The sequence below is a fragment of the Bradyrhizobium sp. CIR18 genome (assembly GCF_014198295.1).
Lineage (GTDB): Bacteria > Pseudomonadota > Alphaproteobacteria > Rhizobiales > Xanthobacteraceae > Bradyrhizobium.
Window position 1 is genome coordinate 203,166 of the sequence record NZ_JACIHF010000011.1, and the last position, 22,721, is coordinate 225,886.

A 22,721-nucleotide genomic window follows, 5' to 3' on the forward strand; every position below is an offset into this window, starting at 1 on the left:
GACGCCGCGCGCGGCGTCCGAACTCCTCTGTCCCATTCACATGGATGCGCGCACGCCGCGCGAAGGCACACCATGAAGACGCTGCGTCTCCTGACAACACTCGCGCTGGGCGGCGGCCTGGTTTTGGGTGCGTACTGGTTCTCGAACCACGGTCGCTGGTCCGTTCATGCCGAGGCGACCCCGGCTGCGGCCCAGGCGGACCGGACCCCGCTCTACTATCGCGATCCCAGCGGCGCGCCGCTCTGGTCTGCCACTCCGAAGCGGGACGACCGCGGCCGGGACTATCTGCCGGTCTATGAGGACGGTGAGGCGACTGCAGTGGCACCGAAGCCAGCGCAAGCCGCTTCCGCGCGAAAAATCCTCTATTACCGCAACCCCATGGGCCTGCCCGACACCTCGCCGGTGCCGAAGAAGGACCCGATGGGGATGAACTATATCCCCGTCTACGAAGGCGACGAGACCGACGACGGCACGGTGAAGCTGTCGCCGGGCAAGATCCAGCGCACCGGCGTCAAGTCCGAGCCCGTCCGGCGGCGCGCGATCCGCGTCGCGGTGAGGGCGCCCGGCACGATCCAGCTCGACGAGCGCCGCGTCTCTGTCATCGCGATGCGTGCCGAAAGCTTCGTGCAGAAAGTCGCCGACGTCACCACCGGCACGCGGGTGAAGGCGGGCCAGCCGCTGATGGAGATCTACAGTTCGGCGGTGGCGTCCGCCGCGGCGGAATATCTCGCGACCATCACCTCGAAGACGGTGGGCGGCGTCGAGATGTACGGCCGCGGCTCGCGGCAACGGCTGGTCAATCTCGACGTACCCGAACAGGTCATCGCCGAGATGGAGCGGACGCGCGTTGCGCCCCTCACCGTGCATTGGTCGGCGCCGCGCGACGGCATCGTGCTCGAGCGCAGCGCGATCGACGGCATGCGCGCCAATCCCGGCGACGTGCTGTTCAGGATCGCCGATATCTCGCAGGTCTGGGCGTTGGCCGACGTCGCCGAGCGCGATCTCGGCAACATCGCGGTAGGGCAGTCCGTGGCGGTGCGCGCGCGCAGCTTTCCCGGCCGTATCTTCAGCGGCAAGATCGCCGTGGTCTATCCGCAGGTGAACCGCGACACCAGGACGGTTCGCGTCCGGATCGAGCTCGCCAATCCCGATGCGGCGCTGCTGCCGGACATGTATGTCGATGCCGAGATCGACACGGCCGATAGCGCGCCCGTGCTGGCGATCCAGGATAGTTCGGTGCTCGACACCGGCACGCGGCAGGCCGTCCTCGTCGACAAGGGCGAAGGGCGCTTCGAGCCGCGGGAGGTGAAGCTCGGCCGGCGCGGCGGCGGCTACATCGAGGTGCGCGACGGACTTGCCGATGGCGAGGCGGTGGTCACATCCGCCACCTTCCTGATCGATGCGGAAAGCAATCTGAAGGCCGCGCTCAAGGGGTTTGCGGAGGGAGCGCCTCAGCCGTCAGATGCGGGCCATGCGACGGGAGAGCACAAATGATCGCCCGCATCATCGCCTGGTCGGCGCGCAATTTGCTGCTGGTGCTGTTCGGCACCGGCTTTGCGGCTGCCGCCGGTCTCTATGCGCTGATCCATCTGCCGCTGGATGCAATCCCGGATCTCTCCGACACCCAGGTCATCGTCTACACCGAATATCCCGGTCAGGCGCCGCAGGTGATCGAGGACCAGGTCACCTATCCCCTGACCACGGCGATGCTGACCGTGCCGAAATCGAAAGTGGTGCGCGGCTTCTCCTTCTTCGGCGCCTCGTTCGTCTATGTGATCTTCGAGGACGGCACCGACATCTATTGGGCGCGCTCACGCGTGCTGGAATTCCTCAACGGCGCCTCGTCGCGACTGCCCGCCGGCGTCACCCCGACCATCGGCCCCGACGCCACCGGCGTCGGCTGGGTCTACCAGTATGCGGTCCTGTCGAAGGAATTGAACTTGGCAGACACCCGCACAATCCAGGACTGGAATCTGAAATTCGCGCTGGCCAAGGCCGAAGGCGTCGCCGAGGTCGCCAGCATCGGCGGCTTCGTCAAGCAGTACAATGTGGTGCTCGACCCGCAGCGGATGCGCGACCGCGGCATCAGCATGCAGAAAATTCGTGAGGCGATCCGCGCCAGCAACGCCGACGTCGGCGGACGCACCGTCGAGCTCGCCGAGTTCGAATATGTCATCCGTGGCAAGGGCTATATCAAGAGCATCAACGATCTCGGCAACATCGTGCTGAAGACCTCCGGCGGAACGCCGGTGCTGCTGCACGACGTCGCCAATGTCGAGCTTGGACCGGACGAGCGCAGGGGCATCACCGAGCTGAATGGTGAGGGCGAGGTCGCCAGCGGCATCGTGCTGCAGCGCTTCGGCGTCAATGCGCTCGACGTCATCGAGAACGTCAAGAAGCGCTTCAAGGAGATCGCGAGCAGCCTGCCGAAATCGATCGAGATCGTGCCGGTCTACGATCGCTCCAACCTGATCTACGCGGCCATCGACACGCTCAAGCACACGCTGTTCGAGGAGAGCGTCGTCGTCGCGCTGGTCTGCATCGTGTTCCTGCTGCACGTCCGCAGCGCGCTGGTCGCGATCCTGATGCTGCCGGTCGGTGTGCTGATGGCGTTCGGTGCCATGAAGCTGCTCGGTCTCGGCTCCAACATCATGAGTCTCGGTGGCATCGCGATTGCGATCGGCGCCATGGTTGATGCCGCGATCGTCATGATCGAGAACGCCCACAAGCATCTCGAACGCGCCGGGCCCGGCCAATCGCGCGTGCAGATCCTGATCGACGCCGCGTCCGAGGTCGGCCCCGCGCTGTTCTTCAGCCTGCTGATCATCACCGTGTCGTTCATGCCGATCTTCACGCTGGAATCGCAGGAGGGACGGCTGTTCAGCCCGCTGGCGTTCACCAAGACGTTCTCGATGGCGGCCGCGGCCCTCTTGTCGGTCACCCTGGTGCCGGCGCTGATGGTGATCTTCGTCCGCGGCCGGATCGTGCCGGAGAGCAAAAATGTCATCAATCGTTTCCTGATCTGGATCTACCGGCCCGTGATCAAGGGCGTGCTTCGCGCCAGGACGCTGGTGATCCTGGCCTCGGTCGCAGTCCTTGCCGTCACGACATGGCCGGCGCGGCAGCTCGGCACCGAGTTCATGCCGGCGCTGTACGAGGGCACGCTGCTCTACATGCCGACGACGCTGCCCGGCATCTCCGTCACCAAGGCGGCCGAGCTGATGCAGATTCAGGACCGCATCATCAAGTCGTTCCCCGAAGTCGCCTCCGTCTACGGCAAGGCCGGACGGGCGGCGACCGCGACCGATCCGGCGCCGACCGAAATGTTCGAGACGGTGGTCAATCTGAAGCCGAAGGAGCAGTGGCGCTCCGGCGTCACCGTCGACAGTCTGATTGCGGAGATGGACAAGGCGCTGCAGTTTCCCGGTGTCTCCAACGCCTGGACCATGCCGATCAAGGCGCGCATCGACATGCTCTCCACCGGCATCCGCACGCCTGTCGGCGTCAAGGTCATGGGCACCGACCTCGTCGAGATCGACCGGCTGGCGCGGCAGGTCGAGCGGGTGATCAAGACCGTTCCGGGCACGTCCTCGGCTTACGCCGAGCGCGGCATCGGCGGCTACTATCTCGAGATCGTTCCGGACCGCGAGGCGCTCGCCCGCTACGGCATTTTGATCCAGGACGTTCAGGACACCATCGCGGCCGCGCTCGGCGGGCAGACGGTGACGACGACCGTGGAGGGCCGGCAGCGGTTCACGGTGAACATGCGCTATCCGCGTGACCTGCGCGACAATCCCAAGGCGATCGCTGGCGATATCCTGGTGCCGATGCCGGCGGGCGGCGCCGTGCCGCTCGGCGAGGTGGCGAAGGTCGAGCCGGCGCGCGGGCCGACGTCGATCCGCACCGAGAACGGCCAGCTGGCGACCTACATCTACGTCGACATCCGCGATCGCGACATCGGCAGCTACGTCGCGGACGCGCAACGCGCGGTGACGGAGAGCATCCAGTTTCCCGCCGGCACCTATGTCGTCTGGAGCGGCCAGTACGAATATCTCCAGCGCGCGGCCGCGCGCCTGAAGATCGTCGTGCCGGTGACGCTGACGATCATCTTCCTGCTGCTGTATCTGAACTTCAGGGCGCTGACCGAGACGCTGATCGTGATGCTGTCGCTGCCGTTCGCGCTGGTCGGCGGCATCTGGATGATGTGGTGGTTCGGCTTCAATCTGTCCGTCGCGGTCGCCGTCGGCTTCATCGCGCTCGCCGGCGTTGCCGCCGAGACCGGCGTCGTGATGCTGATCTACCTCGATCACGCGCTGGCCGAGATGAAGGCGAGGCGCGAGGCCGAGGGCGGGGTCTTCACCCGGCGCGATCTCCATGACGCCATCATGGTGGGCGCGGTCGAGCGCGTCCGGCCCAAGATGATGACGGTTGTCGCCATCATGGCGGGCCTGCTGCCGATCATGTGGAGCACCGGTGCTGGCTCGGAGATCATGCAGCGCATCGCGCTGCCGATGATCGGCGGGATGATCTCCTCGACACTGCTGACGCTGATCGTGATCCCGGCGATTTTCGGGCTGGTGAAGGGGCGGGGGCTGCCTGATGGCGAGCAACCGGCGCTCGTTGACGAATATGCCGTTGAAACGGAAAACGGCATGCGCGCTCCGCAAGCGGCCGAATAGGATCGCTAGACGTTGTCCGGCTTCCCGGGCTTTGGCTCAGCCGGACCGTGTCTCCTGGCTCCGCAGCAGGCGGTGCGTCACCGTTCGTGCGATCGCCGCCGGCGCCTCCTCGGGGATCGCAAAGCAGGAGCTCGCGTTGATCTCGCACAGCACGTAGGTGTCGGCGCCCGCCGCATCGCGCGGCCCGTACAGGAAATCCGCATCCCAGATCACCGGCAGGGACGATTCATCGATGCCGAGCGTTTCCACCATCTGCGGCGTCCATTCATCCTCCATCGACCTTCGCAGCGCCCGGAACGGCGGGGCATCAGGGCCGTGCATGATCCGCGGGCCCGGCTGCGCCTCGGGCGCGTCGGGGCCTTCCGGAGGCGGTGGGATCAAGGCCTTGATCAGTTGGTGCCCAAAGCCCGCGACGCTGGCGCCGCTCATGTAGCAGCGGATCATTCCGTCGGGCAGGCGAGGTTGAAACGCCTGGTCGATGATGCAGCCGCCCCAGCCGAAATACGGTGCGCAGCGCGCCACCAGATCGTCGAACCTGATGTCCTCGGGCCGGCTCCCGCGCTGGGCATGGAGCACGCGAACCGTCTCGGTCGTGTGCGGAAGCGCTTCGACCTTCCAGACGCCTTGGCCGCCATTGCCGCGATTTTGCTTGAGCACGCGGGGGCCGTCCGCCCGAAGGCGCGGGGGAAATTCGGCGCGGAACGCAGCGGCGGTGTCATAGCGATGCGTATCGGTCCCCCAGCCCAGGTGGCGCGTTCGGTAAAGCACCTCCTTGACGCCCATCTTCTGGATTACGTCGGGATGGGCGCTCACCCACGGTCCCTGCGCGGCGACGTCGCGCAGCAGGGCATCGAGCTCGGCGCGCGTCTTGCCCTGGTGGATCGGATCGACCCAGACCAGCACGCCCTCGGCCGCCAGCAGTTGATCGCGGACTGCGTCGGCAAAGCTCTCGTCGTAGATCACGGGACGCGCGTCGATGCCGACGGCGGCGAGCGCTTCGAAGACGCGGACGAAGCGGCTGTTGTGCGGCGTTGCATCCTGGCGGGCGGCGGCGTCTCCGCGTGAGAGGATGGCGATAACATTGCGGGAAGAGAAGTCGGTGTCCATGCGCAAGCTCCACGAATGGCGTGCTGCGCAGAGCTTGGACCGGGGTCTCACGGGGAGTCTGCTTCGTCCCCACGTGACGAACCCTAATGAGATCGTCCGGTCGTTTCAAGATGCCGGTTGGCGCGGTTCCGTTCCGAGTGAACTCTTCGTGACGCGCCTCGGCGATGCGCCGGTTGACAGCTGGGCCACCCGGGTTTCTATTCGTCGCGACGGGGATTTGCGATCTCCCCGCGAGGCGACATGCCCAAGCATCGCGTCCTGATCACCAAGGACGCAGCATGTCATCGTTTCCCAATCTCATCAGACAAATCGGGATTTTTCATTCGTGCACGGCGGCCGCGCCGAAGCGCGTTGGCATCATCTCGTCGCGCCGCGCCGAACGACTTCACCTGGGGCAGGAGACGCCAGGAGAATGTCATGCGGACAAAGGTCATCTTTCACACAATCCTCTTTCTGGCGATCGCCAGCGGGCTGTCGAGTGCACGCGCTCTGACACAAGAGGAGGTCGTCGCCAAAATCCAGGCGGCCGGCTACACGCAGGTCAGCGACATCAAATCGACAGCCGAGGGCACGACCGCAAAAGCCGTGAAGAACGGCAAGGAGGTGCGGCTTGTCATGGATAGCAGCGGCCAGATCAAGGAGCAGAAGTGAACCCCGGGGCACAGGAGCCTGAAATCCAAGCTTAGGGAGCAGTTCAATGCGAAAGACAATTTTGGCGCTGATCGGCGTCGGTGCCTGCTTCATCGCGGGCGCTCATGCGCAGGATCCCGACTGGAAGAAGGTCGACGAGACGCTGGGCCGCAAGCCCGCCGTTGCGGACGATGTCCACCGCTACAGCTTTCCCCGCACCGATCTCACCGTGACCTTGGACGGGGTGACGATCAAGCCGGCGCTGGCGCTCGGGGGCTGGCTCGCGTTCAAGCCCGCGCATGGCGGTGCCATGGTCATGGGCGACCTCGTGCTCCTCGAGACCGAGATCAATCCCGTGATGGCGAAGATGATCGCGAGCGGTCTGGAGATCACCGCCGTGCACAATCATCTGCTGCGCGCGAGCCCGGCGACGTTTTACATGCACGTCGCCGGACACGGCGATCCCGTCAAGCTGGCCTCGGCGATCCACGATGCGCTGGCCGAAAGCAAAACCCCCTTGACGGTCGCGGCGCCGGCGGGCCCGCCGCCTGCCATCGACCTCGACACCGCAAAGCTCGATCAGGTCATCGGCGTCAAGGGGCAGGCCAACGGCGGCGTCTACCAGTTCAACGTCAAGCGGCGCGACCCGATCACGGAGGACGGCATGCTGCTGACCCCCGTCGGTGCGATGGGCGTTGCGATCGCCATCAACTTCCAGCCGACCGGAGCAGGCAAGGCTGCCATCACCGGCGATTTCGTGCTGACCAGCGACGAGGTGAATCCGGTGATCGTGGCGCTGCGCACGCACGGCATCGAGGTCACGGCGCTGCATAGCCACATGCTGGACGAGCAGCCGCGGCTGTTCTTCATGCACTTCTGGGCCAACGACGACGCGGTCAAGCTCGCGAACGGCCTGCGCGCCGCGCTGGACAAGACTGCAAGCACGAAAGGCTGACGGCGAGGCCGAGCCGTCGATGATGTCTCGCGCTTACGGCTGCGGCGGAAAGCGGTCGAACGTCGGCAGTTCGTGCGCGTGCTCCATCCAGCGCAGGCGCTCGGCGACCTGGATGTGCATCGTCGGCGGCACGGCCTCGGGATCGTCATAGGTCGCGCTCTGGATATCGATGATCCCGGGCATCAGGCTGGCATTGTCGTAGAACAGGCCGGTGCCGCAATTGGCGCAAAAGTGCCGCCGGACATGTTCAGAGGAGCGGTACACCTTCGGCTCGCCCTTGGTCACCTTGAGCGCGCTCTCCGCATACATCGTCCAGCCGACCACCGGAGCGCCGGCGTGGAGCCGGCAATCGCGGCAATGGCACAGCGCATGCACGATCGCCTCGCCCTCGACCTCGTAACGGATTGCGCCGCAGTGACAGCCGCCGGTGATGGTGCTCATGCATTCCTCCGATGGAAGGCGGGTTTGGTGGATCGATAACTCGCGAGACGCGCGGCTTCAACGGCGCAAGCGATTTGAAGTTGCGTCCTACTGTTGCCTGACAGCTGCTGCCATGCCAGGCCTTCGGTGCCACGCCAAGCCCTCGGCGCCGCGGCTTCGCCACGGGATCTTCAGCCTCGGTTTTCCACACCCACGACCCGCAGTATCGAATTGCGGATCCAACCTACTAGCGATCGATAATTTGCCAGCGCCGTCGGGCGCAGCTTTGATGACGGCATGAGCACCAAATCACGCGAGGTCATCTGGGGCGGCCGGATTCTGGGTGCGGAAATTTCGGCCAAGCACGCGCGCGAGGAGGCCAGGAAGGCGGTTCGCGAGGCTGATCGGGCCGAAGCCGAAGCCTGGTCGGTCCGCATGGAAGGTTACGGTGGTCCCTCACAACCCTCGCCGACGATCGGCCAATGCCTGAACGGCGGCATGGGCTGGCTCGAGGTCGAGTGCAACAGGTGCAAGGCGCGCGCGAGCCTGCCGCTCGACGCAATCCGCCGTCCCCGCGATACGCCGATCTGGAAGCTGGAAGCTTCGCTCAAGTGCCGGTCGTGCCGAAAGGGACGTTCCGCGCCGCCCGTCCACATGATCAAGCTGACAGCCACGCAAAGCATCACGCCCTACAAATGGGTGCATCCGACCGAGGAGCGGTAATCAAGCGCTGCGACGACAACAGCCCGCGCGCCTTGTCGACCTCTGGCCCCTAGCGCCGGATGTCGTTCCTCGCTCTGGCGTCGGCTCTTCGGGCTAAACCGGTCATCGTCACGGTCAAATCTGCCTCGGCAGAACCAAACGCGAGTTCAGGCTGGATCGATAGAAAAGATATCGTCGACTTCGAGACGCATGGTGTCGCGGCATTCGCACGCCACCTCTGCGAGCCGAGATGGGTCGATCTCGATTTCGCCTCGCCGCTCAGATCTGATCGCTCCGGAAGCACGCAGATTGCGCATCAGGAGCGTCACCGTCGTCCGTCGCACACCCAGTATTTGCGAAAGCGTCTCCTGCGTGAGCGGGAGGACGTCGTGGTCGACGCGGTCGTGAAGATGGAGCAGCCAGCGTGCCATGCGGGCTTGGACCGGATGCAGCGCATTGCAGGCTCCACCGATTTGTAGCTGTATCAGCATTGCCTTGAAGTGAAGCTGGACAGCGTGGCGGATCGCGGGGCTACGGCTAAAAGCCGCGTGGAATCGCGATACGGGGATCCGCGAGGCGGTGCCGGCGGCACGAACGATGGCGGTAAGGGCCGCAGGGGACGGCCCCAGCACGGAAAGGGTGCCTACTGCTCCCTCGCGCCCTATCGCAGCGCTGGCGACCGTCTCCCCGTTCGCCATGTCGATCATCACCGAAATGGCCCCACTATGAGGGAAGAGGACGTGCTCGGTCTGGTCACCCGCCCGCGAGATGACCGCGTCCCGATCGAGCGCGACCATCTCCAGCTCGGGTGCTAGCAGACCGAGATCTGCCGCCGGTAGGGCGGCGAGAAGTCGGTTACCAATTCCGCTGGGATGCGTCACGGTAGCCCACCGCGAACCGCATTTCGAGCGGCATAGGACGGCAAACTCGAACTTTGTTTGAAACCGCGTACGCTTCGCGCTCCGAAATCCAATTCAGCTGCGGAAGCTCTCAATTTCAAAAATAAAACTCCGAACACACGCGACCGCGAGGCGCGTTTTGCCTTACGCCATCATTCAGGACTTAGATTCAAGCGCTATGTGGCACAATTGCAAAATGCGTATGGGTAACACCATAAGGGGTTCCAATTTCCGGAGCGCGGCAAACGCAGCGGTGAGAGAGTTGGGCGAACCATGCCTTTCACCGCGATCGGCGCGATCTACGCGATGATGAGCACAAGCTACTGAAAGGGCCGTTCAGGAACTCCGCCAGCACACTCCGCCGGTTTCGTTTGTCCGAAAGTGAGCGATAGGCAGGGTGAAGCAGAAGGGCAGGCGGCTTGAGGCTCCCGTTGCAGGCACGTCGCGTGATGTCCGTTCTTGCGCAACGTAGCGCATCCCAACGCAGCCAGCGCGGGGCTCCTTTGCAAGGCTTGCGCTAAGGAAGGAACTTCCTGCCCCTCGCGATATCCCTGTTGTGCACAGTCATTCGCCCGACATACCTTCGTCTGTGTTGACAATCTCAAAAAAAGTTTGAGCGAGAGTCACAAACCGAACCGACTTCCCGCTTCTCGCAGCACAAAGTCGTGGCGGGTCGGGGCTAGATCAAGGCTCATCCAAAATCTGATCGAACACAGAGCGTGAGCTCTCGTGACGCAAGCGAGCGTTGCGAGGAGTGCTTTCGCTTGAGAAAGGAAATGTTGCGTGACTGAAAGCCAAACGAAACTGCCGCCGAACGGAACGAACGTTTTCGCGATGCCATGGTTGGATTTCTCGAAGGTCGTGTTGCCCGGCGTGGGGCGCGAGCTTGCCGAGCAGGGCCTCGCCCGCGCACGGGAAGGCTGCGAGAAGATCAAGGCCGCATCGGAAGAGATGACGCAGGCGCTGCGTGAGACCTATTCGAGCAATGCGAGATGCACGACCGACTACGGGCTCAAGGTGTTCGAAATCTCAAACGCCAATGCCGCTTCTGCGCTCGATTTCTTCGTCGATCTGTTCGGCAGCAAGTCCGCGACCGATGCCTATACATTGTCGGCGGCGCAAGCGCGCAAGGCTTTCGACACCGCCTCTGACCAGAACAGGGAATTGTGGGCGCTTGCCCAGAAGCTCGCGACGGAAACGGGTGAGCCGATCAGGAAGCATTTCACCAGGGTCCTCCACCCAGGCGGCTAAAAGCGCGTTCAATTTCACATTCGGATTCGTCTGAGGAGGAGATCCGGCTGGTTGGAACACGCCCAACTGAGCGAGCACGCCCCACTGCCCCATGCTCGACCAACAAGGTGCGCGATGCCTCTCAGGCCTCACACCGACGAGAGGCGCATTCCAGCCGGCCGGTGTCTTTCTGCAAACCACAACAAAGACAAATCGCAAGGGAGGGCAACATGGGAATGGTCATGGTCAAATGTCCACAAACCGGACACGCGATTCCCACCGGCATCAAGACCGATCGCGAGAGCTTTGGACGCCGCGCGGTGTTTTTCTCCCGCACCCGGTGTCCGATCTGCCGCACCGATCACGCATGGTTCGCGCGGGAAGCCTGGGTCGACGAGCCGGCCACCCGCGCCGCGAGCTGGCGTCTGGCACCGGAATATGGATGAAATGGTCGCCGGCGCCCCTCATTGAAAGGCACCGCGTCAAAGACGACATGACGCATGAGTTGGTGCTGGCGGACCACAGCTCAGGGTCTTGATCTTTCCAGCAGCGTTAAATGCCAAGACCGCGTTCACTACACTTTCCCCGCTGATGTAGCCGGTACGCGCGGACTGGCGCGGTTTCCTCCAAATGGTGAACTCTTCGTGACGCGCGCTTACCGCCGCCGTGACGCCGTCGTTGCCGCAGACCGCCCGGCGATGGGTGCCGCGGCTTTGGCGCGCGACTTGGCATAATCGGCCGACATCGCCAGCGCGGGGTCGCGGTCCCGGAGCTCCTCGGCCACGATCGTTTGAAGCCATCGCACGGCGGGTTCGTTGTCCATCCGCCGGTGCCAGTGCTGCTTCAACTCGATGAGAGGTATCGAGACCGGCGGGGGCAGCAGCTTCAGCCCCGCGTTCGCGTACCAGGCCCCGAGCGAGAACGGCACGGTGGAGATCATGTCGCTCGTCGCAATCAATTGCGGCACGCTCATGAAATGCGGCAGGTGCAGCACGACGCGGCGTTGCAGCTTGAGCTCGCGAACGCGCCTTTCGAAGATCTCCTGACTGCGCCCCTGCTGGTTTACGACGATATGGTCCGCGGCGAGAAACTGTTCGAGCGAGAGGGTGTCACCGATCGTTGGATGATCCTTTCGGACGATGCTGGTGAAGGGATGATCGAACAGATCCTCTGTCACGATGTTCGGACCGACGAGGTCCGGAAAATAGCCTATCGCCAGATCGATCTCGCCGCTTTCGAGCGCGTCTTCGAGGTCCTCGTGCGACGTCGGCAGGCACCGCAAGCTCGCTCCGGGAGCCATGCTGCGAATGCGTTGGAGAATCGGCGGGATGAAAATCAGGACGCCGATATCCGAGGTTGTGACCGTGAACACGCGGTCGCTGTCTTCCGGCACGAAACGCGGCTTGCGGAGTATCTGCTGATCGACGGTGGACAGCACTGTCCGCACGGCTTCGGCAATTGATTCCGCGAAGGGCGTTGGCCGCATGCCGCGCCCGGTCGAGAGAAACAGCGGATCGCCAAAGAAATCCCGCAGCTTGCGCAGACCGGTGCTGGCCATAGGCTGGCTCATTCCGAGCTCACGCGAGAGCGCCGACAGGTTCTGGGTGCGGAAGAGCCCGTCGAGCAGCAGAAGAAGGTTCAGGTCCAGCCGTCTGATATCCATCACATTGATAGCTTGTATTGAATAATACCGGATTTTCAATGACGGCTTTATGCGCGATGGTCTCCTCCAACACCCGCAGGGGTGACTTCGGGAGTGAAATCAAAGCCGTAGGTCGCCGGCCGCACAGGCTGGTCCGGTTCCCTTCCTCAGTCCGCCTCTCAACCTTTCCCACATCCGCTCACCCGTCGGTGCGTCGGACCACGACCGCGCGTGGCGCGAGGAATCGTCCGCAGATGCAGCCTGAACTTGCTGGAAGCTCTCAATACATCCTGACCCTGTCATGCCGCGATGTGCCCGGGATCGTGGCCGACGTTTCGCGCTGTCTGTTCGAGAACGGCGGCAACATCATCGAGGCGGCGCAGGTCGACGAGATCATGAGCGAACGCTTCTTCATGAGAGTCGGTGTCACACTGTCGGACGAGGGCGCGCAGAAGGCGCGAGCAGGCCTTGAGATCATCGCCCGAAGGTTCGGCATGGAGTGGAAGCTCCGATCCCAGGCCGAACGCAAGCGCGTGCTTCTGTTCGTCTCCAAATTCGATCATTGCCTGGGCGATCTCCTCTATCGCCACAGGCTCGGCGAGCTCCAGATGGACGTCGTCGGGATCGTTTCCAACCATCCGCGTTCGGCCCTTGCCGTGAGCCTCGTCGGCGACATCCCTTTCCATCACCTTCCGGTTACGAAGGAAACGAAGATGGAGCAGGAAGCGCAGATCAAGGCACTTGTCGCGACGACGAATGCCGATCTCGTCGTTCTCGCGCGTTACATGCAGATCCTCTCGGACGATCTCTCGCGCCATCTCCATGGCCGTTGCATCAACATCCACCACAGCTTCCTGCCGGGGTTCAAGGGCGCAAAACCCTACCACCAGGCGCACGCGCGTGGCGTGAAGCTCATCGGAGCGACCGCGCACTTCGCGACGAGCGATCTGGACGAAGGTCCGATCATCGAACAGGACGTCGAGCGCGTCAGCCACCGCGATACGCCGGACGATCTGGTCCGGAAGGGGCGCGACATCGAACGGCGCGTCCTCTCGCGCGCGGTCCATCTCTTCCTCGAGGACCGCGTCATCATCAACGGCGATCGAACGATCGTCTTCTCCAATTGAGAAACGGAGCACGACAATGTTGACCCCCAAGGGTATGCGCAAGACCCCCGAAGGCTATTTCACCTCGCGTTGGGGCCTTCCCGAATACACCGACTGGATCGACGAGAGCATGTCGTGGAAGGAGACCTGCGCCATCGGCGACTGGTCGTTCCTCTGGGAGCGGCGCTTCAAGGGACCCGATGCCCTGAAGCTTTTCTCGGATACTTCCGTCAACAGCTTCCAGAAGTTCGACATCCGTCAGTCCAAGCACGTCGTCCATACGACAAAGCAGGGAAAAGTCATCGCCGAGGGCATCCTCACGCGGTTGTCCGAAGACGAGTTCATGTTGTTCGGGCGCGGCACATTCTGGGTCGACTACATCCGCCGGCACGGCGACTACAAGGTGACGTCCGCAGCCGATGACTGGTTCAATTTCCAGGTCCAGGGGCCGACATCGCTCGCGCTCCTTGAAAAGGTCGCGAAGCAATCGCTGCGAGACGTCAAGTTCATGCATTCGGGCGAGATCGAGATTGCCGGCTGCAAGATGCTCGCGCTGCGGCAGGGCATGTCCGGCGAGATCGGCTTCGAGCTTCAAGGGCCGATGGGGCAGGCGGCGGCCGTCTACGACGCCATCGTCGCTGCCGGCCAGGAGTTCGGCCTGCGCCGGATCGGCGGCCGCGCGATCTTCATCAACCACCTCGAGGCCTGCTTCCCGACGATCGTCACCGACTACATGCCCGCGATCTTCGACGAGGACATGAAGGAGTATCAGGATGAGTTCCGCGCAGCGATGCCGGGGTTCGCCTCGACCTTCAACATCGCAGGCAGCTTCCAATCGGACGACGTCCGCGACTGGTACCGGAGCCCGGTCGAGCTGGGCTGGGCCAAGAACATCAAGTTCGATCATGACTTCATCGGACGCGCGGCGCTCAAGGACGAAGTTGCCCATCCAAAGCGCGTGATCCGCACGCTCGTCTGGAACGGAGACGACGTGGCCGACGTGCACGCCTCCCTCTTTCAGAAGGAGCATGAGCCGTACCAGTACATGGAGATGCCTCGCGACCAGCGCGGCTTCATGTACGCCGACCGCGTGCTGAGTGGCGGAAAGGACGTCGGCGTGACGACGTCGCGGGGATATAGCTACTTCTTCCGCGAAATGTTGTCGCTCTGCACCATCGACGTCGATCATTCCGAGATTGGCAATGAGGTCGTCGTTGTCTGGGGCGAGCCCGGACGTCGGCAAAAGCAGATCCGCGCCAAGGTGGCGCCGGCGCCCTACAAGAAGGACAACCGGCGCGCTGATCTCTCCAAGGTCTGACCTGCCCATGTCCGCGCGCATCATCGATGGAAGGGCGCTCGCTGCCGAGGTCCGGAATGACGTGGCCAAAGGCGTCGCCGCCCTGGTTGCCGGCGGCGCGGCGGTCCCGGAGTTGGCCGTCGTGCTGATCGGCGACGACCCCGCCAGCCACGTCTATGTCTCGAACAAGGTGCGGCAGACCGAAGCTGTTGGCATGCGATCACGCCGGTTCGTGCTCGCTGCGGACACGCCGGAGCGACTGTTGCTCGACCTGATCGAGCAGTTGAACCGCGATCCCGCGGTGAGCGGGATATTGGTTCAGTTTCCGTTGCCCTCGCAGATCGATGCCGCACGCGTCGTGACGGCTATCCGGCCCGACAAGGATGTCGATGGATTCAATCCGTTGAACGTGGGGCGGACGGCCGCCGGAATGGAAGGTGCCCTGGTTCCGTGCACGCCTCTAGGCATCCTGCGTTTGATCAAATCGGTGCACGACGACATCGCCGGCTTCGGAGCACTGGTCGTCGGAGCATCGAACGTCGTGGGCCGGCCGATGGCGCGGTTGCTGTTGCAAGAGATGTGCACGGTCTCCATCGCGCACGTTCGGACCACCGATCTGGAACGGCGCTGCAGGGAAGCCGACATCCTCGTTGTCGCAACCGGCGTTCCGGGCCTGATCCGCGGTCATTTCATCAAGCCGGGCGCGACGGTCATCGACGTCGGCATCACTCGCATCAAGTCCGGTTCAGGAGCCGAGAAGCTTGTCGGCGATGTCGCTTTCGACGAGGCAATTGAGGTCGCCGGCGCGATCACGCCCGTCCCGGGTGGCGTCGGGCCGATGACCATCGCGTGTCTGCTCGCCAACACGTTGGCCGCGGCCCGAATGGAAGCCGCCCGGTCGAAGGCGAATGAGGCGGACGTGACGACGGCTGCCTGACTGCAACCGCGGACGAACGTGCCTGGCGAGAATCGGGCGGCCGAGTTGCGGCCGCCCGAGCAGAGATATTCGAAAGCGTTTACAAAAGGGGGAGAGCGAACATGACGACACAGGTCCTGGATACGCCGCAGCAGCGGGTTATCGACATCGGTTCGCTCGCAGAGGAGGGGACGTGGAACGCCTCGCGAAAGCAGGTGCTGCTCCTCTGCGCTCTCGCTATCGTCCTCGACGGTCTGGACAATCAAATTCTCGGCTTCGCCATACCATCGATGATCAAGGAGTGGAGCGTCACGCGCAGCGATTTCGCTCCGGCCCTCGCGTTGGGCTTCGTGGGCATGACGATCGGCACCCCGATCGGGGGTGTCGTCGGCGACTGGCTCGGACGCAAGGTTGCCCTCATCGCATCCGTCTTCCTGTTTGGTGCGGCGACCTTCGCGATTGCGGTCGCTCATGGTGTCGGCGAGGTCGGCCTGTATCGTTTCCTGGCGGGCCTTGGACTTGGCGGTGCCCTTCCGGCGGCGACCGCGTTGATCGCGGAATTCACGCCTAGGCGAAATCGCAGTCTTTCCGTGATGCTGGGCATTGTCTGCATCCCCATCGGAGGCATGATTGGCGGCCTGATCGCCGCTCAGCTGCAGCCCGAATATGGTTGGCGCATGCTCTTCGTGGTCAGCGGCGTGTTGCCGGTGATCGTCGCCGCGATCCTGACATTCGCACTGCCGGAATCGCCGCAATATCTGTTGGCGCGTGGCGCCGACATGGAAAGGGTGGCGAAATCCGTTCGGATCCTGGACGAGACCGCTGCCGCTTCCAAAGCCTTCATCGACCGGCGCGACGTCGGCGTCGAACGTGCTTCGCTCACCGCATTGTTCGCTGCCGGATTTCGTCGTACGACGACCGCGCTCTGGATCGCGTTCTTCTTCTGTTTGTTGCCGGTCTACGTCCTCTACGCGTGGACTCCCACTCTTTTGACCGGCAAGGGTTTTGACGTGCAGACGGCGAGCTTCGGTCTGGCACTGTTCAACTTCGGCGGTGTCGGTGGCTGCATCGTCACCGGTTGGGCGATCGGCAGGTATGGGACGCGCGTTGCGATCCTGACTGTTGCCGGCGCGGCAACCATCGGCGCGATGATCCTGGCATCGATACCGCTATCGACCGAAACCCAGCCGTTGCTCATGGCTCTCTTGTGCATCGAAGGCTTCTGTCTGCTCGGCGCGCAGGGCTCTCTCTATGCGCTGGCGGCCCACATCTATCCGACCAACGTCCGGTCGACCGGTGTCGGTGCGGCAGCCGGCTTCGGCCGGGCGGGGGCCATTGTCAGCGCTTATGTCGGGACATTCGCGCTCAACTACGGTGCGACCGTGTTCTTCGCCGTCATCGCTTCCTGCGTCGCGATTACGTTCATCGCGGTGGCGGTCATCGATATGCATCAGGCGGCGATGAGAGCCGAAACGGCGAGTTCCGGCGTCTGAGGGAGATGCCCCTGCTACTGTGCATGGGGTTGTTTTCTCGCTTTTGTTTTGCGAACGCCTAAACAGCCCCGCTCAGCGCCGGCCGCGCGGGGCCTCGGCCTTGACCCGCGTTGACGAAGTAATCGAATAGAAGAGGATTTGCCGCGATGCCGAGCCCGGAATTGGCCCGTGGCTGCCGTTACCCCCCAGAGCAACGAAGACGCCTGCTTCCGACAGGTGACCCGACCAAGCTCATGCTGGCCGGCTAGGCAGCGCCGCACGAAACTTCTCGATGAAGCCATCGAATTCCTTCTGCAAGGCAGGAGAAGCGACGGCTTTCTTCGGCGCCTGGGCGACGCCCGACGAGACACACTGACTGCGCTCCACTCCGGAGGCTGCGCCGCTTTGCCCCGTCCCGGTCCCATACCAATTCTTGCGAATGCCATCGCTTGGGAGCAAGCTTGAGCTAGCTGTCTGGTCGGTCGCGGACTTCGGCCTTGAGGGTCAAGTGCCCCAGTTTTCGAGTTTACTGATTTTGCACAAATTGATGGCGGCATTTGCCGCCGTGGTAGCGGTCATATTCGTGAGCGGCGCAATAGTCTACGACAGACTTAGCCTGATCGAAGAGGCCAAAAACCGGCGGGTCCATACCACTGACGTGTTGGACACGTTAGAGGCGGCAGTAGCCGCAGCGCTGGATCAACAAACTAGTTTACGCGGCTATTTGATCAGCGGCGACGAGAAGTTCTTGGACCCGTACCGCAGAGGCGGCGCCGACTTCAGCGCGGCAATCCGAAAATTGAAAGAACAGACTTCGGATAACCCAGACCAGCAAGGTCGTCTAGATGAATTGAACAAGCTGGCGATGACTTGGCGCGTCGAGACCGCTGAGCGGGAGATCGCGCTGATGGCGCATCCCACGACTCGGGAGCAGGCGCGCACGTTGGAGGGGGCGACCGGCAAAGCTGCCATGGACGCAATCCGCGGCAAGGCGAGGGAAATCGAGCAGGTTGAGCGCGATCTGTTGGCAAGGCGTGACGCCGTCCAGAAGTTGGCATACGCTACTGCATATACGGCAACCGTGATGGGCGCCGCAGCCTCGCTCATGATCGCAGTGTTGATGGGCATACTACTCACACGCGCGATCGCGCGGCCGATCACAGGCATGACCGGGGCTATGGCGGCGCTTGCCAAGGGAGACACGAGCATCGACGTGCCTGGAATTGATCGGCGTGACGAAATCGGCGCAATGGCGGCCGCGGTCAATGTTTTCAAGAAAGGCATTATCGAACGCCAGAAGACACAGGTCGAGCTCGCTCATGTCAGTCGCGTAGCCACAATGGGGCAGCTGACGGCCTCGATTGCCCATGAGATCAATCAGCCGATCTCGGCTGCGCTTACTAACGCCGACGCCGCCTTGAACTGGCTCGCCGCGGACCCACCAAACCTGGACAAGGGCCGCGAGTCCCTCCACCACATTGTCACAGATTGCCAACGAGCCGGCGACATCGTCCACCGGATCCGCGCTATGGTCAGGAAAGCGCCGTTGCCCAAAAGTCGGCTCGACGTCAACGCAGCCGTTCTGGACGTCATCGCCATGGTCCGGAGCGAGGCGGTGAGGCATGGAATCTCGGTACAGATACAACTCGCTGAGGACCTGCCGCAAATCGAAGGTGAGCGCATTCAGCTGCAGCAGGTGCTCCTTAATCTGATCCTCAATGCCGTGGAAGCCATGAACAGCCTTGAGGATGGCAAGCGGGAGTTGCAGATCAGTACCGAAAGGGATGTTGCAGGCGGCGTGCTCGTCGCTGTACGGGATTCAGGCCCGGGGCTCGAGCCGACGAATGCGGAACGTGCTTTCGACGCGTTTTACACGACCAAGCCCAACGGCCTAGGCATGGGGCTTGCCATCTGTCGGTCGATCATTGCGGCTCATGGCGGACGATTGTGGGTCACCCTGAATACACCGCGGGGCGCCGTCTTCCAGTTTACCCTCGCTCCCCTTCATGACTAGGCCACTTGGCCTATTGCAAGGGCGCTCAGGTTGTCCTCGAGCACGTCGCCGAGCTTCCGGATCAGCTTGCCGCCTCTATCCGCCAGCGCGGCGCGCCATGTGCCTGCGGGATGAAGTCACCTTTCAGGCTTTCAACTCGATAGGGGCCGCAGATTTTTCGAGAGATCTAGAACCTTTGAGCGCCCATGCTCGATTGGTCAAGGCGACGCCTCCGCCCGATCCGAAGCTACCGGAACCAACAATGTCCTCCGGACGATCTCGCAAAGCCTCCACCACGAACTGCTAGTGGCGAGAACATTCAAATTGCTGCAGCGATGCGGCCCATCAACAGCCGCAACCGATGCTGCTCTCCGAAGGTTCGATACGAGGAGGCCTCGCGATCAAGGCATGAATGTTTGCGTAGTCGCCGCAAAGCACAACGAGCGGAGAGCTAATTGTTCTCAGGCCGACGCCCATTGAGCATAGTCTGGAAGATCGCCAGCTAGACGTTTGTTGGTTGGAGTTGCTACCTGAAATCAACGCCCACGTCGCAGAACCTGCGTGTCTCAGTTCATGCGGAACTCCAACAATTCGCGGGTTTGGAACGCCACATCACAAAGCCTGTTGTCCGTTCAGAAATGACTGTGTGGTCGCCCCCCATATTCTTTGGAGCGTCAGATGAGCAAACGCAAACCGCCACCAGCGTCAAAGCGCGCCCCCAATCCGAAAACGGCCGCGCGGGCCCAACGGAACAAGCAGGCCATTGTTAAAAGCTCGAAAGAGAATGGACCTCGCTCTGTTGCGGCAGCCTCGATTGAACCACCTCTTAAACTTCATGACGATCCTAGACCCGAGGTTCCTGTCATTGAGTCTCGGGTGGATGCCCTGCCAGATGACCTCAGTCGGAGAATGATTAATAGCGATCCAATGAAAGGCTTTGCCTTAGCCACGGCAAACATGCAGGCGTACCAAGCAAAGCTTCTCGAGATAGCTCAGGCCAACGTGCAATTTGCTTTCGATTTCGGCCTGAGACTTGCGACGATCAGGTCACCAACTGAATTTTTCCCCGTCATTATGGAGTTTACAACCAGACGGGTCGATATGTTCGGGCAGCACTCGAAAGAATTGGCGGCATATCCGTTCTGGCGCATCGAGCCGCTCCGAGAGCTCACGGCTCTGCCGGGACGATAACTGCAAGCCGTGCCCGCTGCGGCAAAGGATGGACGCAACGCGGATCACGCACGGGTCGATCACGGTTCTTTTGGCTAGAAGGGAGCGGAATCAGCAGCCCTTAGAGGGCGCGATGCCGCCAATCCGAGGGACCCGCGATCGGGAATGGAGGTTGACACCATGTCGACAACTGAAGCCGTTCTGCTGATCGTTTTGGCAGGACTTGTCTTTCTTATCCTCTGCAACATCACGTTTCAGGTGACAGCGGAGCGAAGGAATCCGCCTATCGGCATCTTCACCGTGTGCGACGGAGTGCGCCTTCACTATATCGAACGGGGCGATGCCGCCGCGCCTTGCGTGGTACTGCTCCACGGAAATGGCACCATGGTTCAGGATCTCGTCCTCAGCGGGTTGGTCGACCGCCTGGCCCGCAACTATCGCGTTGTTTGCTTCGACCGGCCAGGGTTTGGCTACAGCGACCGTCCGCGCACGCGCATCTGGACGCCCACAACGCAAGCTTCCTTGTTCGCGAAGGCCCTTGATCAGCTCGGAGTGCGCAATCCCGTGGTGCTCGGCCACTCCTGGGGAACGCTGGTGGCAATCGCGCTGGCGCTGAGAAGCGGTTATGCCGTGAGCGGGCTGGTGCTTGTGTCCGGCTACTATTTTCCAACCTCTCGGATGGACTTTTGGCTCATGTCAGGTCCGGCACTGCCGCTGCTGGGCGATCTTATGCGCTACACGATCTCGCCGATCATATCGTGGGCTATCGCGCCGAAGCTGATGCGCACGCTGTTCGCGCCGCGTGCCATTCCGCCGGAATTCAAGAATGAATTTCCGATCTCGTTGGCTCTCCGGCCCAAGCAGTTGAGGGCGGCAGCCGAGGAGAGCGCGTTCCTTATTCCCGCTGCTGCGCAATTGCAGCTTCAGTATCAGGGTATCCGGTGTCCCGTCAGGATCGTGCATGGGAAGAGTGACCGGCTCATCGAGGCCGACCAGTCGCGCCGCCTGCACGAGGCGTTGCCCCGCTCCATGCTACACTTGGTGGAGGATGCCGGTCACATGGTTACCTATGCAGATTCGCCGGGAATAGCGGATGCCGTGGCGGCGCTGGCGCTCACCGCGCCGCTGAAGACCGCATAGGGTTTCCTGTTGCAATGCGGGCGTCCCGGAAGTGGCAGTTCAGTCGCGGCCACTTTCGCGCCGCTGTTGGACACTGAGCCGACATTTGGGCGCCGGGCGCGCTTAGGAGCCCACGCACAAGCCCGATGATCTCAACGTCCCTACTGTGCATGGGGTTGTTTTTCAGATTTTTGTTTTGAGGGCCGCCGAACCAGCCGCGCTCAGCGCCGGCCGCGCGGGGCCTCGGCCTTGGTGGGCTGTTCGGTCTGCGGGCCGCAGCTCGCGGCTGCAAGCGTTGCCTGCGCCTGCTGCATCAGGCCGGGCTCGGGGGCGAGCGCTTTCATCACGATCAGGCCGGTGGTGCTGGGGGAGTCGATGATCAGGCGGTCGGCCGCAGTGACCTCTTCGTCCTCGGGCAGCTCGTTGTGCTGCGCTTCCGTCATCAGGTCGAGCTCGATCACCTTGCGGCCCGCCGAGCGGTCGTTGATGGCGTAATAGGCGATCTCGTTGCGGGTGTAGAACGACACCGAGGTGTAGGCCTGGCTCACCGGCACCGTCAGCTTGATCGGTCCGCTTGTGAGGTCGTAGCGGCAGATCGCCAGCGCAAAGGCCGGGTCCATGAACGGCATGGGTGAAGTGTTGGGATCGGCGAGGGGAAGCTGGCTGACGCCGTTGAGCTTCGTCATCGGCGTCAGTCGCGAATAGGCATCCTGCGTCGCGATCCGCGGCAGCGCCAGCACGCTGACGAGGTGGACCACGAGGCCCAGCACCACGCCGGCAACGACGGTGAACAGGAGGCGGATCATGAGCAGCCCACCGTCGAAATCGTCGGCATCGGCGCATCGCGCTGGGTGCGCGTCGCAACGCCCACCGGCGTGTCGTAGAGGCGCAGCATCAGGGCGTAACGCTCGATGCCGCCGGTCGGCAGCCAGTTGCCGGCGCGCGAGCGCGAAGCGATGCGGATCTCGAACGAGCCGTCGGACTGGCGCACGATCTCCTGGCTGGTGAAACCGTAGCGGGCCAGCGAGTTGGCGACGAGGTGGCCCTTGCGGTCGTACAGCGTCAGCGTCCAGAACCGCGCCGGCGGCGTCACGCCGGAGACGATCACGTCGCAGCGGCCGTCGAGCGCCTTCTTCTTGTCGTCGGTGGTGGCGGTGAAGGCGACGCCGTCGCCGGTGCCGATCGGCAGCTCGCCGTTGCGCACGATGGTGGCACGCGAATAGGGATCGACGTCGGCGGTGCCGGTGCGCGGCCGTGCGGTCCAGGCGCCGATGGTCAGCGCGCCGATCTCGGTGCCGCGCGTCGTCGTCATCCAGGTTGCGCCGAGGCCCACCACCGTCGCGAGCAGAAGGGCCGTCAATGTGATCAGGATCAGCCGCACTTG

General features: G+C 63.0%; 20 protein-coding genes. 14 read left to right on the top strand and 6 right to left on the bottom strand.

Going from position 1 to position 22,721, the window contains the following annotated elements:
• Window positions 1–72: 72 nt before the first annotated feature.
• Complete coding sequence (locus tag GGD65_RS28970) at window positions 73–1,494, top strand: efflux RND transporter periplasmic adaptor subunit (RefSeq protein ID WP_183237399.1); 1,422 nt, start codon at window positions 73–75, stop codon at window positions 1,492–1,494.
• Window positions 1,491–4,679, top strand: coding sequence for an efflux RND transporter permease subunit (locus tag GGD65_RS28975; RefSeq protein ID WP_183237400.1), 3,189 nt, complete (start codon window positions 1,491–1,493; stop codon window positions 4,677–4,679). Before GGD65_RS28970 ends, GGD65_RS28975 begins: the two co-directional genes overlap by 4 nt.
• A 36-nt stretch (window positions 4,680–4,715) precedes the next feature.
• Here the strand turns inward: GGD65_RS28975 and GGD65_RS28980 are convergent, their stop codons facing one another.
• Complete coding sequence (locus GGD65_RS28980; protein ID WP_183237401.1) at window positions 4,716–5,786, bottom strand: Cj0069 family protein; 1,071 nt, start codon at window positions 5,784–5,786, stop codon at window positions 4,716–4,718.
• Between the two features lie 417 nt (window positions 5,787–6,203).
• On the opposite strand from GGD65_RS28980, the gene GGD65_RS28985 reads away from it, so the two are divergent.
• Together GGD65_RS28985 and GGD65_RS28990 are read left to right on the top strand one after the other, a co-directional pair.
• Window positions 6,204–6,437, top strand: coding sequence for a hypothetical protein (locus GGD65_RS28985; RefSeq protein ID WP_183237444.1), 234 nt, complete (start codon window positions 6,204–6,206; stop codon window positions 6,435–6,437).
• A 46-nt stretch (window positions 6,438–6,483) separates the two neighbouring features.
• A complete protein-coding gene (locus GGD65_RS28990; RefSeq protein ID WP_183237402.1) occupies window positions 6,484–7,371 on the top strand; it encodes a DUF1259 domain-containing protein in 888 nt (295 codons plus the stop codon).
• Between the two features lie 33 nt (window positions 7,372–7,404).
• On the opposite strand, the gene GGD65_RS28995 is transcribed toward GGD65_RS28990, so the two are convergent.
• Window positions 7,405–7,812 (bottom strand): GFA family protein, encoded by a 408-nt coding sequence (locus GGD65_RS28995; protein ID WP_018315791.1) that lies wholly within the window; start codon window positions 7,810–7,812, stop codon window positions 7,405–7,407.
• A gap of 276 nt (window positions 7,813–8,088) precedes the next feature.
• Between GGD65_RS28995 and GGD65_RS29000 the strand changes: the two genes are divergently transcribed.
• Complete coding sequence (locus GGD65_RS29000; RefSeq protein WP_018315792.1) at window positions 8,089–8,514, top strand: hypothetical protein; 426 nt, start codon at window positions 8,089–8,091, stop codon at window positions 8,512–8,514.
• A gap of 146 nt (window positions 8,515–8,660) precedes the next feature.
• Here GGD65_RS29000 and GGD65_RS29005 read toward each other — a convergent pair whose 3' ends face one another.
• Window positions 8,661–9,290 carry a Crp/Fnr family transcriptional regulator gene (locus GGD65_RS29005; protein WP_246783424.1) on the bottom strand — a complete coding sequence of 210 codons (630 nt, stop codon included), beginning with the start codon at window positions 9,288–9,290 and terminating at the stop codon, window positions 8,661–8,663.
• 885 nt (window positions 9,291–10,175) lie between these two features.
• On the opposite strand from GGD65_RS29005, the gene GGD65_RS40350 reads away from it, so the two are divergent.
• Window positions 10,176–10,643 carry a phasin family protein gene (locus tag GGD65_RS40350; protein WP_143109050.1) on the top strand — a complete coding sequence of 156 codons (468 nt, stop codon included), beginning with the start codon at window positions 10,176–10,178 and terminating at the stop codon, window positions 10,641–10,643.
• A gap of 209 nt (window positions 10,644–10,852) precedes the next feature.
• The gene (locus GGD65_RS29015; RefSeq protein ID WP_092256539.1) at window positions 10,853–11,068 is read left to right on the top strand and encodes a hypothetical protein; all 216 of its coding nucleotides are present in this window, start codon (window positions 10,853–10,855) and stop codon (window positions 11,066–11,068) included.
• A gap of 209 nt (window positions 11,069–11,277) precedes the next feature.
• Here GGD65_RS29015 and GGD65_RS29020 read toward each other — a convergent pair whose 3' ends face one another.
• Entirely contained in the window at window positions 11,278–12,285 is a 1,008-nt protein-coding gene (locus tag GGD65_RS29020; RefSeq protein WP_179734442.1) for a LysR family transcriptional regulator, read from the bottom strand.
• Window positions 12,286–12,518: 233 nt separating this feature from the next.
• Between GGD65_RS29020 and purU the strand changes: the two genes are divergently transcribed.
• The 7 genes from purU to GGD65_RS29055 all read left to right on the top strand — a co-directional run bounded on the left by purU (window position 12,519) and on the right by GGD65_RS29055 (window position 21,358).
• A complete protein-coding gene (purU, locus tag GGD65_RS29025) occupies window positions 12,519–13,391 on the top strand; it encodes a formyltetrahydrofolate deformylase (protein ID WP_018315797.1) in 873 nt (290 codons plus the stop codon).
• A 16-nt stretch (window positions 13,392–13,407) separates the two neighbouring features.
• Complete coding sequence (locus GGD65_RS29030) at window positions 13,408–14,688, top strand: aminomethyl transferase family protein (RefSeq protein WP_246783425.1); 1,281 nt, start codon at window positions 13,408–13,410, stop codon at window positions 14,686–14,688.
• Window positions 14,689–14,695: 7 nt separating this feature from the next.
• The gene (locus GGD65_RS29035) at window positions 14,696–15,604 is read left to right on the top strand and encodes a bifunctional 5,10-methylenetetrahydrofolate dehydrogenase/5,10-methenyltetrahydrofolate cyclohydrolase (RefSeq protein WP_183237403.1); all 909 of its coding nucleotides are present in this window, start codon (window positions 14,696–14,698) and stop codon (window positions 15,602–15,604) included.
• Between the two features lie 101 nt (window positions 15,605–15,705).
• A complete protein-coding gene (locus GGD65_RS29040; protein ID WP_183237404.1) occupies window positions 15,706–17,076 on the top strand; it encodes an MFS transporter in 1,371 nt (456 codons plus the stop codon).
• 487 nt (window positions 17,077–17,563) lie between these two features.
• Window positions 17,564–19,069, top strand: coding sequence for a CHASE3 domain-containing protein (locus tag GGD65_RS29045; protein WP_183237405.1), 1,506 nt, complete (start codon window positions 17,564–17,566; stop codon window positions 19,067–19,069).
• A gap of 657 nt (window positions 19,070–19,726) precedes the next feature.
• Window positions 19,727–20,239: a phasin family protein gene (locus GGD65_RS29050; RefSeq protein ID WP_183237406.1), complete on the top strand. Its 513-nt coding sequence runs from the start codon at window positions 19,727–19,729 to the stop codon at window positions 20,237–20,239.
• Between the two features lie 159 nt (window positions 20,240–20,398).
• A complete protein-coding gene (locus GGD65_RS29055) occupies window positions 20,399–21,358 on the top strand; it encodes an alpha/beta fold hydrolase (protein ID WP_183237407.1) in 960 nt (319 codons plus the stop codon).
• Window positions 21,359–21,558: 200 nt separating this feature from the next.
• On the opposite strand, the gene GGD65_RS29060 is transcribed toward GGD65_RS29055, so the two are convergent.
• Together GGD65_RS29060 and GGD65_RS29065 are read right to left on the bottom strand one after the other, a co-directional pair.
• Window positions 21,559–22,143 carry a DUF1254 domain-containing protein gene (locus tag GGD65_RS29060; RefSeq protein WP_183237408.1) on the bottom strand — a complete coding sequence of 195 codons (585 nt, stop codon included), beginning with the start codon at window positions 22,141–22,143 and terminating at the stop codon, window positions 21,559–21,561.
• Window positions 22,140–22,718, bottom strand: a complete 579-nt coding sequence (locus tag GGD65_RS29065; RefSeq protein WP_018315808.1) for a DUF1214 domain-containing protein — start codon at window positions 22,716–22,718, stop codon at window positions 22,140–22,142. The genes GGD65_RS29060 and GGD65_RS29065 overlap by 4 nt, the downstream gene beginning before the upstream one ends.
• Between the last annotated feature and the right edge of the window lie 3 nt (window positions 22,719–22,721).

Excerpts from the sequence above, each read along its gene's own strand:
- purU (WP_018315797.1), top strand. The coding sequence starts at position 12,519 with ATGCAGCCTGAACTTGCTGGAAGCTCTCAATACATCCTGACCCTGTCA.
- GGD65_RS28990 (WP_183237402.1), top strand. The coding sequence starts at position 6,484 with ATGCGAAAGACAATTTTGGCGCTGATCGGCGTCGGTGCCTGCTTCATC.
- GGD65_RS29055 (WP_183237407.1), top strand. The coding sequence starts at position 20,399 with ATGTCGACAACTGAAGCCGTTCTGCTGATCGTTTTGGCAGGACTTGTC.
- GGD65_RS28975 (WP_183237400.1), top strand. The coding sequence starts at position 1,491 with ATGATCGCCCGCATCATCGCCTGGTCGGCGCGCAATTTGCTGCTGGTG.
- GGD65_RS29035 (WP_183237403.1), top strand. The coding sequence starts at position 14,696 with ATGTCCGCGCGCATCATCGATGGAAGGGCGCTCGCTGCCGAGGTCCGG.
- GGD65_RS29040 (WP_183237404.1), top strand. The coding sequence starts at position 15,706 with ATGACGACACAGGTCCTGGATACGCCGCAGCAGCGGGTTATCGACATC.
- GGD65_RS29020 (WP_179734442.1), bottom strand. The coding sequence starts at position 12,285 with ATGGATATCAGACGGCTGGACCTGAACCTTCTTCTGCTGCTCGACGGG.
- GGD65_RS29050 (WP_183237406.1), top strand. The coding sequence starts at position 19,727 with ATGAGCAAACGCAAACCGCCACCAGCGTCAAAGCGCGCCCCCAATCCG.
- GGD65_RS28980 (WP_183237401.1), bottom strand. The coding sequence starts at position 5,786 with ATGGACACCGACTTCTCTTCCCGCAATGTTATCGCCATCCTCTCACGC.
- GGD65_RS28995 (WP_018315791.1), bottom strand. The coding sequence starts at position 7,812 with ATGAGCACCATCACCGGCGGCTGTCACTGCGGCGCAATCCGTTACGAG.
- GGD65_RS29005 (WP_246783424.1), bottom strand. The coding sequence starts at position 9,290 with ATGGTCGCGCTCGATCGGGACGCGGTCATCTCGCGGGCGGGTGACCAG.
- GGD65_RS28985 (WP_183237444.1), top strand. The coding sequence starts at position 6,204 with ATGCGGACAAAGGTCATCTTTCACACAATCCTCTTTCTGGCGATCGCC.
- GGD65_RS28970 (WP_183237399.1), top strand. The coding sequence starts at position 73 with ATGAAGACGCTGCGTCTCCTGACAACACTCGCGCTGGGCGGCGGCCTG.
- GGD65_RS29030 (WP_246783425.1), top strand. The coding sequence starts at position 13,408 with ATGTTGACCCCCAAGGGTATGCGCAAGACCCCCGAAGGCTATTTCACC.
- GGD65_RS29000 (WP_018315792.1), top strand. The coding sequence starts at position 8,089 with ATGAGCACCAAATCACGCGAGGTCATCTGGGGCGGCCGGATTCTGGGT.
- GGD65_RS29015 (WP_092256539.1), top strand. The coding sequence starts at position 10,853 with ATGGGAATGGTCATGGTCAAATGTCCACAAACCGGACACGCGATTCCC.
- GGD65_RS29060 (WP_183237408.1), bottom strand. The coding sequence starts at position 22,143 with ATGATCCGCCTCCTGTTCACCGTCGTTGCCGGCGTGGTGCTGGGCCTC.